Source organism: Dactylosporangium sp. CA-092794 (assembly GCF_050948465.1).
Lineage (GTDB): Bacteria > Actinomycetota > Actinomycetes > Mycobacteriales > Micromonosporaceae > Dactylosporangium.
The window spans coordinates 11262063-11274206 of record NZ_CP192044.1; the positions used below are offsets into that span (position 1 = coordinate 11262063).

The following is a 12144-nucleotide window of genomic DNA, read 5'->3' on the forward strand; positions in this document are numbered from 1 at the left end:
ACGGGGAAGGTGTGCGATGTCGTTGATGGTTGAGCCGGAGGCGCTGCGCCGGTTCGGTGCGCTCATGCAACGCGCCGGGGAGGACGTGGCGGCCGGCGCGGAGCACGTGGATCGCTACGCGTTTCGTGAGGACGCCGGTGGTGCGTGGCTGGCGTGGTTCGCTCCGCTTTACGAGCGGACGGTCGACGAGGTCTCGACGGTCCTCGGCCGGCTGCGCGCGGTCGCCGATGCCGCACACGCCGGCCTGGATCAGGCCAGCGCCTACTACACCACCACCGACCAGACGGTCGCCGCCACGTTCGATGCCGGGCTGCCGCCCGGGCAGTGCCCGCCCGGCGACCTCGACACCGAACTCGCTGCAGTATGCCTGCCGGGCGGTTCGTTCCGTGACGTCCGCGAACCCCAGCAGCGGCTGCGCGAGCCAGAGCCACAGGAGCCGACCGGTCCGGGCGGCATCCCGGTCGGGCTCCTCGACACGCTGTCACTGTCCGGCGCCGCCCTCTACACCGCCCGGGCCGTGTTCGGGTTCGACCCCGTCGAACGGCTGACCGGCCCGCTGCTGGGCGACTGGGAACGCATCGCCGCCTGCGGGACCGTGCTGCGCCAGCTGGCCGCGCTGTGCAGCGACATCGCGGTCAATATCGCCGCCGGCGACCGCACTCTCATGACCTACTGGTCCGGTAACGCCGCCGCAGCCGCCGACGACTACATCACCACCCTGGCCGTGCGCACCGACCGGCTCGCCGACCCGATCACCACGATCGGCCAACTGCACGAGCAGGCCGCCACGGTCGTGTTCACCGTCGCCGAGACGATCAAGGGCGTGGTCACGACCCTCATCGATCTGGCCGTCGCCGCCGCGGCCATCATGGCTGCCGGGACGGCGCTGATCGAAACCGGCGTCGGCCCGCTCGTCGCCGCCGGGGTCGCCGCCACAATCATCGGCGAACTGTACGAAACCTACGACACCGGCACCGCCGCGCTGCGCACCGCCTACAACGTGCTGACCGGCCTGGCCGGCCTGATCGCCGCCGCCAGCAGCCGGCTGGAGACAACCTGGCGCTGCGTGAGGTCGCGACCGGTGTCCGCCGCGGCGAATTCTCCCTCCGCGCTGCGATGACCACCAGCGCCTACACCGACACGCTCGCCCCAGCTATCACCGCGACCGCCGATTGGTTCCACAGCCTCGACGAGACCAGACGCACGCACCTGCGGCAACAGAGCAGTGCAGACCTCGCCCGGCTCCATGCCGCGACACGGTAGCCAGAGTTGGACTCCACAATGACCGTCGACACCGGACAGTTGCGGCCGCCGGGCGACGCCCATCCCAGCGGCAAGTTGTTTCGTCCTGGGACGCGCAGGTTCACGGCCTTCTGCCGAGCATGCTGCGCCAGCTGATATACAGCACGTTCCCGACGAGGCAGACGCCGCCAACGAATCCGACGGCAGAGGCAACGTCCGCGTAGCGCTGGATGAACCGATGCAGCGCGTCCGTGGCCGAGTTGGCCGCTGCGTCGGGGATTGCCGCCGTGGCGGCGTCAGTGCCCATCAACGTGAGTCCGACCGCGACGACGGCGGCGGTCATGCCGATGGTGCGCCGCCACGCCGGCCGCACAGCCAGGTTGCCAACGCGCACCACGAATGTCGCCACCGCGTTGACGTAGAGGGCGTCGGACCAGCGGCTGCGGGGCGTGTCACGCCACCGTCTGAGCCCAGTCGCCATGCGCCGGTCGATCCAACCTGCGGCGCGGGTGTAGCCGGTGGTCCCGGCCCACCAGCCCAGAGCGATGACGGCGAGGGCGATGATCCCCGCGAGCAGGTAGTCGACTACCCTGACCAAGTCCGCCAGCGCGGGTGCGGGCACCGCCTTGCCGAGGATCCAGGCCGTGAGCAGCCGGGCCAGCACACCGACCGTCAGGAGCACGGCGTAACGAACGGTGAACTCGCGCACGAGCAGACTCCGTTCTTTCAATGCTCGGGATGACGCGGTCTGAGCACCGCTGCGGTGCTGGACCGTCGCCGTCGATTGTGGCGGATGCGGCAGATGCGAGGCTGGCGTACGTGCCGCGGACGCGGTCTCGTCGGTGGCCAAAGCGGCGTGGCGCGAGGGGATCATGGCGAGTGTGGCGATGTGGTGGGTGGTGCCGGCTATGACCGCCCCAGGGAAGCCGGGGGCCTATGGACAAGTGCACAGCCAGTGTGTCGAATAGGCTGCCGTAGGCGGCCAGCTGGGTGCGGGTGGCGAAGTGGGCGTGTCAGAGCCGGGGTGCCGTCGCGGTGCGGAACGATGCCGGCAGGTGGAGGCCCCCGCGACCTGGTCCGAGCGGTGGCCGCCACGGGCAACTGGGACCAGGCTGGAATCCGGGCCACCGAAAACCGAACGCATCGCCGCATCATCACCAACCGCGCTGGCAGGTGTCGGCCATAGCCGACCTGGTCCACGCAGTAGCGGCGCCGACGACCACGACCGTGCCCGTGCTCTCGCCGACACCAGATGCATCGTCGGCACCATCACCGACCTGTACCGGGCTGCGCAGGCCTTCGTGTCGCTGGCCAGGTTGGCCGGCGCAGCTGGGCGCGGCTGTGTATTGCGCCAGCACGATCCGTTGGGCCGGGACGCTCTCCTTGCGCCAGTGACGCGCGTCGAGCCCGTGGGCCTGCGGCGATGTGCGGATGAGAACGTCCGGGCTGCGACGCTACATCCGGTGCGCTGAGACGTCCGATGGAGATCGCCATATGCGGTTCCAGCACCTCCGCGTGCTGATCAGGTCGGCACCGTTCGCTGCGCCGCGTTGCCCAGTGGCCGCCTTGTGCGAGGCCAGCGTGCATGGATTGGCCTCGGCGTCGGCTGCTGGTCAGAGATGCCGGCCGGCAACCTCGCGCGACTGCAGGTGCGGGACGGGGCCGCACGTCGCCGCTGCCGGGTCGGCTGCGGCGCCGAACGCCTCGTTGGGGGCTATCTCGGCTGCCATGCGATGGTGCCGTTCGGCGCGACGACGCGGCCGGTGATGGTGATGTCGGTGTGGTCGGCGGCGTCGGTCCAGGTGCGCGGTTCGATGATGCCGGTGGTCCACCGGTAGTGAACGCTGGCGGTGCCGGGTGTGCTGGTGGTGACGGTGATGCTGCCGTCATCGGCCGGCTCGAGCTGCAGGTGCGGGTAGGCATCGACGGTCCAGGTCGGCTTGTCAGTGAAGGCGTACGGGCTGTAGTAGACGACGGGGCAGCTGTGCACGGTGGGTGGCGGCCCGACGGCGGGGGTGAAGCTGTGTTGCGCGGCGCAGCTGTCGATGCGGTCGTGGATGAGCTCGTTGATGGTGGTGGCGGCGGCGGGTTGGATGGTGGCCGGGATGGTGATCGGTATGGGTGCGCTGGCCGTGGTGATCGTGACGCTGGTGGTGGCGGGTTCGAGCAGGCTGGTGCCCGGGCGGGTGATCGTGTACTGGCCGGGGGGTGCCCAGAAGGCCCGGGGCGGGTCGGTGCCGGTGGGCGCCGACAGGCGGGCGGCGGCGATGCTGATCGGCGCGGGGGTCTGGGCGGGGGCGGCCAGTTGCGCGCCGGGTGGTGGGCTGGTGATGGCCCAGATGGGGCCGGTCAGGGAGCCGGTGTGGGTGGCGTGCACGTCGACGACGCTGGTCGCGCGGTGCCCGTCGAGGGTGTAGGCGACGGGGACGTGCCGGTCGTCGCCGGCGCCGGTGTCGTCGCCGACGGTGACGTCCTGAGGTGCCTGGTAGCCGGTGTGCAGCGCGCCGGGCCCGCACAGCGGGTTGTTCAGGCACTGCCCGGAGGGGAACCCGGACGTGTCGTGTGCGGTGAGGGCGTCGAAGAAGGCGATGACGACGTCACGGGGCCCGGGCCCGGACGCGGCCCGGGCGAGGACGGCCGCGATGAGCACGAGGACGACAGTGACCGCGATCATGGCAGTCAGCACGAACCGGCGGGTTGCCGGCCGGCCCGGCGGCGGCGGGGCGGCTGCGGGGCGCAACGGGGGCGGGACCAGCGGGGCCGGGACCCGGCTGGCGACCGGGAACCGGGCCGGGTACGGGCGGTCGAACGGGACGACGACGGCCGGGAACGCGGTGGGCGGTGGCCAGGGCCCGGCGGCCGGCTGGATGTGGGGTACGGCGTCGGTCATCGCGGGCTCCATGGCGTGGCACCGCTCGGGCCGCCGTGCGCCGGCTCGGGTGGCGGGCAGGCCTGCTGGCCGGTTCCGGTCTGCAGGCTGGTGATGAGGTCGGTGGTGGCGGGTTCGGGGGGCTGGCCGGCGGCGGTGAGGTTGCCGGTCAGGGTGGTGATGGCGCGGTGCAGGCCGTGGTGGTCGCCGGCGGCGGCGTGCCGGTGCAGGATGCGCCGGTGCACGGCCTGGTTGGCCGGGGCCAGCGCGGCGGCCCGGTGCAGCAGGTGCAGGGCGGTGTCGTGGTCGGGTTCGGTGTCGGCGAGGTGGGTGTAGAGGTCGAGCAGGTGCCGGGCGACGTGTTCCCGGTCGGTGCTGAGCCAGCCGTGGCGCCACCCGGCGGCCAGTTCGCCGCCGGGTACGTCGGCGGCAGCCTGCAGCAGCGCCCGGCGGCGGTGCGGGTTGGTGGTGGTGTCGGCGGCGTCGCACAGGTCCTGCAGCCGCCACAGGTCGACCTGGACCGCGGCCGGGTCGAGCCAGTACGAGCGCTGGCCGGGTGGCGCGCCGGCCGGGTCGTCCTGGCGCAGCACCGGCCGGCCGGCCGCGTCTTGCAGAGTGTGGCGCAGTGCGGACATCGCGGTGTGGAAGTTGTGGTAGGCGGGGCTGCGCGTCGTGTCGGGCCACAACGCTTCTTGCAGCTGGTCCGCGCCGATCCCGCCGCGGTTGAGGGCGAGCAGGACGAGGAGCTGCCGGCTGGCGCCGCGCCGGATGGGGACCGGCTGGTGACTGCCGTCGCCGTGTGGGCGCAGCACGGCGGGTTCGCCGAGGACCTGGACGAGCAGCCGGCCCGGCTCGCCGGACGGCGCGGGCGGCGGGTCCGGCCACCCGGTCAGTGCCGCCGCCGAGCCGGGCAGCGGCCGCGGCCGGACCGCGTGCGGCGGCGCGGCCGCACGGGGCGGGGCGAGTAGGTCGAGGCTGGTGAGGATGGCGACCGCGGTGGCCTGGTCGAGCATCGGCAGCCGGCCGATCGGTGGGGCCGGCCCGGTGATCGCCGTGACCGTGCCGTCCGCGGCGACGGACCAGCAGCTCCCGGCGGCCGTGGCGGCGAGCCGGACCGTGCAGGAGATCGGGTCGGCGCTGTCCGCGTCCGGGTCGGATGGTTCCCCGCGGCCGGCAGGGCCGTCCGGGATCAGGAACTGCACCAGCTGCGCTGCGGGCGGGCGGGCCTGCCCGGCCGGACCCTCGCTGGGACCGGTCGTGCGGGGCACCGGCGGGACGCCCGGTGCCCCGGTGCGCGGCGCGGCCGACCCGCCTGCCGGCACCGTGGGTACCCACGCGGCCGGGCCAAGACCGAGCACGGCAGCGCGGACGTCGGCGGTGAGCTCGAGGCGCACAGCTGCGGGCTGGGCGGCGAGGGCGACGAGCAGACCCCGCGCGCCGTCGTCACGGCCCGGCCCGACCAGGTGCACCGGACCGGCGGCCAGCACGGTGCGCGGCGACCACGATGCCCCGGTGCGGATATGCGCGCCGCGTGCCGGGCCGGCGGCGGCTGCTGCTGCGGCGGCGGGGTCGGAGTCGGGGTCGGGGTCGGGGTCGGGGTCGGGCAGAGCGTGTAGCAGCCGGTGGACGGGCGAGCCCGGCGCGGGTAGGTCAGGATCGTCGCGGCGCCAGCCGCCCGGCGGCTGCGGCGCGTACTGGTGCCGGCGCCTGGCCCATACCGCGGCGACGGTGGCGCCGACGGCCGCGGCGACCGGCAGCGGCAGCCACCCGCCCGGCAGCCGCACCCCGGCCGGTGACGTCGCCGGGTCCGGCGCGGGCGACGGCAAGGCCGGGGCCGATGGCAGGCTCGGGGTCGTGGCTGGTACCGGCGGTGGCGCTGGTCGGTCGCCCGCCGCGGGGACCGTTGCGCCGCGGATGGCCTGCACCGCCAGCAGGATGCCGCCAGCGGCTGCGGTCACGGCCGCGTGCAGCGGCACCGGCAGCCGCTTCGGCGCGCCGCGCAGGGTTCTGATCACGTCGCCGATCAGCGTCCAGAGCACGCTCGCCCACAACGCCCACCCGAGGCCGATCGCGGCGACGACCGCCCCGCCGGGCGACAGCCACTGGGCGCCGATGTCACGCCACGACAGCTGCACCGAGCGCTGGATCACGACCAGCGCGGCGGGCAATGCCGCCAGCACGACCAGCAGCACCACAGCGATGCCGATCGCCCGGGCCAGCCGGCTGAGCGTCCTCATCGCAGGCCGGTCCCGTCACCGTCCCACCGGCCGTTGGCCCCGCCGTCGCCGTGTCCCGCCATCGGCGGGTGTGCAGGCCAGGACGGCCAGGCAGGGGCAGGCCCGGCGGGCGGTGGGCCTGCGGCCGGGCCGGGCTGGTGTGCCGGGTACGTCGCCGGGTCCGCTGTGACACCGGCCGGACGGCGCAGGGCTGGGCTCAGCAGCAGCCACCCGCCCCGGCCCAGCCACCACGCGGCCACGGTCAGCGCGAAGCCGACCGCGACCGCGCCGGTCGTCGGCCACGCCGTCGACGCCCCGACCAGCGCCGCCAGCGGCACCCCGAGCAGCAGCCGCAGCCACGCCCGCCGGACCAGCAGCAGCGCCACCGCCGCGCCGATACACACCCCGCCGATCCGGCCGACCGGACCGATGATGCTCATCCCGCCCGACGGCATCCACTGCTCCAGCAGCCACGCGAGGGGCTGCAACACCCACGGCGCGCCGGTCTCGTCGAACCCGACCAGCACCGCCCCGACCGCCGCCACCGCGATCACCACCGGCGGCAGACGCACCCACCGCGGCCACGACCACCCCAGCGGCGGGTCCGGCCTGCGCCAGACCACCGCGCCCAGCCCGGCCACCGCCACCGCGGCGGGCACCACCGGCAGCACCGACCAGCGCAGCAGCGGACCCGGCGCCAGATCGAAAAAACCGGCCGCCACCAGCGCGTACACCCCCGCCACCACCAAACCGGCCAGCGCCGCACCGCCCAGCGCGACCGCAGTCAGCCGATGCCCAACCCAGCCCCAGCCCGCCCCGCCACGACCAGCCCCCGCCTCGCCGTCGGCGCGCGCGGCCGCCGCCAGCACCAGCCCGGCCACCACCGCGGCCAGCCCGAACATCGACGCGAACGCCAGCACCCCCCACGGCGCCAGCAGCATGCCCGGCTGCGGCAGCTTCTCCACCGGCCCATACCGCTGACCGCCCGCCAGGAACTGCGCCACCAGCGCCACCGAACACAACCCCGGCAGGACCACGGCCACCGCATCCCGCCACCCCACCGGCCGGGCCGGCCGCAGCTCCGCCCCGACCGCCGGGCCACGCTGCACCGCCCCCAGCAACGCCGCGACCTGCGGCTCAGCGACCAGCATCGGCTCGACCCCGCACACCTGCGCCAACTGCCGCCCCACCGCCACGTCCGCACCCGGACCGACCGCACACACCAGATCGAACACGCCCGGCGGCAGTTGCGCACCGGCCATCGCCCGCCGCGCCACCTCCGGCACCCAACGCCCAGGGCTGCCCGCAGCGGCCGGGTGCTCAAGGGCGGCCGGCAGCGCCAACATATCGGCTGCCACGGTCGCGGCATCCACCGTGGACATCACCTCGAACCCCCCTCCGGTGCGGCGCAGCACCGTCGCCGAGCAGCCCGTATCGACCGCACAGACCAGCACCAGTGCCCCCGGCGCCAGCGCTACGCCACCGGCGAGCAGATGCCAGCCCACCGCCACCGGCGCCGGTAGTACCTCCACCACAGCGAACCCGGCCAGCGCCGCGGCCGCGCGCACCTGCGGCAGCTGCTGCGCACGCCACCCAGCCGGCACCACCACCGTGGCCGCGGCCGGTCCCCCGCCGGTCACCGCCGCTGCCACCTGCGCGACCTGCCGGAACCCGGCGACCAGATCCGGTCCCCCATCCCGGCCAGCCGCCACCCAGTCCGGGCCGGTACCCGGCGCCGCGGCCGTCCCACCGGTCGTCGCGCCGGCGACGCGACCGAGCGGCAGGATCATGACCGTAGCGTCGGGCCAGGCCATCGCCGCCTGGAGTCCGTCCGGGCGTACCTCGACACCGATCCATCCCCCGATGATCGACACATGTACATTCTGCACTGTCAGATCAACGACAACCCGCGATTTTCCCCTTCTGAAAAAGTCACACAGCGTGGCGTAGATCGGCACCAGACCGCTCGTCACAATCCAGCGTCACGCTGAGTACTGGCAGCGGACGCGGGTCGGGCCATGACAACGCCTGCAGATTCGTCCGACACGACACCGCAGACGCTGATGGCGATCGCTGGGCTCCGGCGCCGCCACCAGTGCCGCCCAGGCGGGCTGGTCTCTGACGGTGCCCGCGGCGAGGTGACGGTGCGCCGGATCTGTGAGGGAGCGCAAGCGGCCCCGCATCTGCTCCGACGACTGTCCCCCGCCGGGATCGACCCTGCCGCGGCCGTGACGGTGGCGCAAGAGCCTGGTTTCGTGCGCGCGGGAGCGGACGCGATCCGGGTGCAGCGGGACGCGGTCGCCGTGTCTTCGTGCGCAGCACCGCACGCCTGGCTGCGGTGTTCCGGTGGGTCCATCCCGGGACAGACCTGACTGAGATTCCGTACGGAGTCGACGGCACGCCGTGTTGGTCGCAGCCAGCAGCGTGAGGTCACGCCGGTCGAACCAGGCCACTGGCCGGCACGGGAGCAGCACACCCAACGCTGTTTGACGGCGTCGTCAACCAGCGTTAACTTATAGCGACTTAGATTCTGAATGGCTATAAGTTTGGAGTTCGGTCATGACACCGGCTGTGCTGATCACGGGCTGCTCGTCGGGTATCGGGCGTGCCGCGGCCTTTGCTTTTGTCCGTGCCGGCATGCCGACGTGGGCGTCCGCCCGCCAGCCCGAGGCGCTGGCCGACCTGGAAGCTGCCGGTTGTCGCGTCATCCAGCTCGACGTCACCGATGAGTCGTCGCGCGTCCGGGCCGTCGAAGCGGTGGAAGCCGAGCATGGCGCCGTCGGCGCGCTCATCAACAACGCCGGTTACGCCGAGTCCGGCCCCCTGGAGGAGCTGTCGATGGAGTCCGTACGCCGGCAGTTCGAGACGAACGTCTTTGGGTTACTGCGCATGTGCCAGTTGGTGCTTCCCGCAATGCGCGCTCGGCGTCGTGGAACGATTGTCAACGTCGGTTCCGTCGGCGGCTTGATCACCGCGCCGGCCGCCGGCGCCTACCACATGAGCAAGTACGCGCTCGAATCGCTGTCGGATGCCCTCCGCTTCGAAGTTCGCAGGTTCGGTGTGGATGTGGTCCTGCTCGAACCCGACGGCGTACGAACGCAATTCCCCGTCACGGCCGCCGCGACGGCTCCGCGGGGCAGCACCCCAGGCCCCTACGAGGTGCTGAAAACCAGTCACCAGAACGTCCTGGCACGCAGCTACCGCGAGGGCGCACGAGGGCTGCTGACGCCGGAGGAGGTCGCGGACGTCGCACTCAAAGCGGTCACGTCCCGCCGCCCCAAGCCACGCTACAAAATCGGTCTTCAGGCGCGAGTAGCGCCGCCGGCCCGTCGCCTCATCGGCGACCGGGCCTGGGACCTGGTCATGGGTCGTCTGTTCCCAGTCGAATGACGAGGCGAGGCACAGGGGCCAAGAGCGGCGCCTACCACCACGGTGATTTGCGCGCAGCCTTGATCGACGCCGCCATCGGCGTCATCGCCGAGCGGGGAATTCGGAGCTTCTCACTGGCCGAAACCAGTCGTCGGCTCGGGGTTACGGTTGCGGCCCCATACAGTCATTTCACCGACCGCGACGAGTTGCTCGTCGCGGTCGCTCAGCGGGCGGTAGCAGCGCTCGCCGCCTCGCTCGCCGCTGAAATCTCGGACGCCAGGACGGCCACCGCTCGGCTGGCCGCCGCAGCACGCGGCTACGTCCGATTCGCCAGCGTCAACCGGCCGCTGTTCGAGGTCCTCTTTGGCGCCGGCCTGAACAAGCATGACCATCCGGAACTTGAGGAGGCAGCTCAACAGATATCCGAGCACTTTCTAAAACCAGCACATGTGCTCTGCCCGGCCGGAGTCCACGAGGCGGAAAATCTCGCCCTCACCGTGGCCACCGCAGCGCACGGCCACGCCACCCTGCTCCTCGACGGCGCATTCGGCACCGACGACCACGCTGTCCACATTGCCATGACACGCGCTGCGGACACCGCCCGCGCCATCATACTGGGCCGCAAAGCGATCACCGGAACGCCGCGACCTCAATGAAGCAATGACCACCGACCCGGCGTGCACGGCGGGCAGGCCATCGGTGTCGGCGCCGACCATCGGGGCAACCAGCCGAACCGCGGCCCCCGCCGGGCCAGCCAGGCCCGCACGGCCCTACGTTGGCACGGCACGAACCCGCAAAAGCGGGACATGTGCAGCCAGGATGCAACAACATCACGGTGATGCGACGCCTCGGGCGCCGCACCGCAGCTACACCACCGTGACGTACATGATGTGCTGCACGGAATCCGCTCCGTAACTCGCCGCAGCCATCGAGGCCACCCGGCCGCCGCGCGGGCCCAGCACGGCGCCGACGCGCTGCGGGCACGCAAACAGGCCTTGGATACCGCAGTCGCCGCCAGCGCAGCCCCGTCGACGACGACGAGACACAACCACCGACGGCGTTGTCCATCGGCGTCGCAGTCTTCGAGTTCGGCACGCCCCCCGGCTCTCCCCGCACTGGGCGACGAACAGGGCTGGACTGATGAGGTGGTTGCGGAACCTGTGGAAGCGGACCTCCGCCAGCCGGAACCTGCAGCAACCTACAACTCCGAAACGGCGACGTTCACGGTCGTGCCGTCGTCGTTGTCGAGTGGGCCTCACGGTATCGACGGGCGGCGCGTCGTCCGATACCGGAGGTGTCAGCGCTCCGTCCTGCGGCCCGGGCCAGGTCGGCGCCGTTGGGCTCCCGACCAGCAGCGACACCCTGCAGCCACGCGGCGTACATGGCCGCGTCTTGATCGCTGCCCGGCTGGTAGGCCGCAGCCGACGGCACGGGACGGGTAGGGGCGTCGCCGAGCTCCGCGCCCAACGCTGACCTGAGCTCGATGGTGGTAGCCGCTGCCGGCTGCCGTTCGGTGAGGACTCGGTCGGGCGGCTGTCGCCGCCGAACCGGCCCGGCGGGACCGTCCGCGCGGGCCGACACGCCGCTGGTAGATAGGTGTCCGTTCGCCGACTGCGCTGGACGGGCCGTCGGTAGCCGGGTGGCGGCAGGCGCGATGCCAGGCGGGCTCGTCCCGGCTGCTCGGGCAACGGTCGACGGCGCCGCCTGCTGGGATTCGGTGATGTGTGCGTGGCGGACGGCCAGAGCCGCAGCGCGGATGCCGGTCCGGCGTTGCGCACGCCTGGTGCCGCCGGTCGCGGCGCCGGCGTCACGGACCGTGTCGTGCCAGAGGTGGGCGTAGCGCAATGCCCGGTCCGGGTCCTGGAGGCTGTATTCCACGGCGAGCAGCCACGCCCGCACGGTCAGCCCGGGCATCACGAGCCACCGGACGAGCCGGAACTTGGCCGTGGGAACATCGATCAGGCCACTGCGGCGGCGGGCGGCCCGGTACCGATCGCGGAGTTTCAGCAGCCACAGCACGAACGTCACCACAGTGGCCGCGGCGTAGATCCGCCCGGCCCGAGGTCCGCCGTGGGTGAGGTTGGTCCAGGTCGCGAAGCCGGTGATCGCCGCCGCGAGCAGCCACAGCAGGGTCGGGCTGTCGCCGTCGCAGGCGCGCAGGTATCCGCCGAGGATCAGAAAGACCGCGGCGATCTCGAGGATCGCCGGGACGAGGTATCGGCGCCAGTCGGTGATGTCGGCACTGATCGCATACTCGATCTGGCCGCTGGCGGCCAGGGCGGTGGCCGCCGCGGCCAGCAGCCAGCCCAGCACATGGTGGATCATCCGGCTGAATCGTGGTCCCGGGTCCGGCGTGGTGCGGGGCTGCCGCGGTGCCGGCGCACCGATGCCAGCGGCGGCGGTATCCGTGGTGCGGCGGCGGGTTGTCGTGGCCATGGCGCAGCTGGC

8 protein-coding genes are annotated in these 12144 nt (G+C 72.7%); 3 read left to right on the plus strand and 5 right to left on the minus strand.

From position 1 onward, the window contains the following. Positions 1-16: 16 nt before the first annotated feature. Positions 17-1120, plus strand: a complete 1104-nt coding sequence (locus ACQPXD_RS48645) for a hypothetical protein (RefSeq protein WP_432830709.1) — start codon at positions 17-19, stop codon at positions 1118-1120. Between the two features lie 243 nt (positions 1121-1363). On the opposite strand, the gene ACQPXD_RS48650 is transcribed toward ACQPXD_RS48645, so the two are convergent. The 4 genes from ACQPXD_RS48650 to ACQPXD_RS48665 all read right to left on the minus strand — a co-directional run bounded on the left by ACQPXD_RS48650 (position 1364) and on the right by ACQPXD_RS48665 (position 8201). Then, positions 1364-1951, minus strand: a complete 588-nt coding sequence (locus tag ACQPXD_RS48650; protein WP_432830711.1) for a hypothetical protein — start codon at positions 1949-1951, stop codon at positions 1364-1366. Between the two features lie 1005 nt (positions 1952-2956). Next, positions 2957-4132, minus strand: coding sequence for a hypothetical protein (locus tag ACQPXD_RS48655; RefSeq protein ID WP_432830713.1), 1176 nt, complete (start codon positions 4130-4132; stop codon positions 2957-2959). Then, positions 4129-6348 carry a hypothetical protein gene (locus tag ACQPXD_RS48660; RefSeq protein WP_432830715.1) on the minus strand — a complete coding sequence of 740 codons (2220 nt, stop codon included), beginning with the start codon at positions 6346-6348 and terminating at the stop codon, positions 4129-4131. Before ACQPXD_RS48660 ends, ACQPXD_RS48655 begins: the two co-directional genes overlap by 4 nt. Next, on the minus strand, positions 6345-8201 hold the full coding sequence (locus ACQPXD_RS48665) for a hypothetical protein (protein WP_432830717.1): 1857 nt from the start codon (positions 8199-8201) through the stop codon (positions 6345-6347). The genes ACQPXD_RS48660 and ACQPXD_RS48665 overlap by 4 nt, the downstream gene beginning before the upstream one ends. 685 nt (positions 8202-8886) lie before the next feature. On the opposite strand from ACQPXD_RS48665, the gene ACQPXD_RS48670 reads away from it, so the two are divergent. Next, positions 8887-9717 carry an SDR family NAD(P)-dependent oxidoreductase gene (locus ACQPXD_RS48670; RefSeq protein ID WP_432830719.1) on the plus strand — a complete coding sequence of 277 codons (831 nt, stop codon included), beginning with the start codon at positions 8887-8889 and terminating at the stop codon, positions 9715-9717. Between the two features lie 59 nt (positions 9718-9776). Next, positions 9777-10352 carry a TetR/AcrR family transcriptional regulator gene (locus ACQPXD_RS48675; RefSeq protein ID WP_432830721.1) on the plus strand — a complete coding sequence of 192 codons (576 nt, stop codon included), beginning with the start codon at positions 9777-9779 and terminating at the stop codon, positions 10350-10352. Between the two features lie 565 nt (positions 10353-10917). Here ACQPXD_RS48675 and ACQPXD_RS48680 read toward each other — a convergent pair. Beyond that, on the minus strand, positions 10918-12132 hold the full coding sequence (locus ACQPXD_RS48680; protein ID WP_432830723.1) for a DUF2637 domain-containing protein: 1215 nt from the start codon (positions 12130-12132) through the stop codon (positions 10918-10920). Positions 12133-12144: the final 12 nt, after the last annotated feature.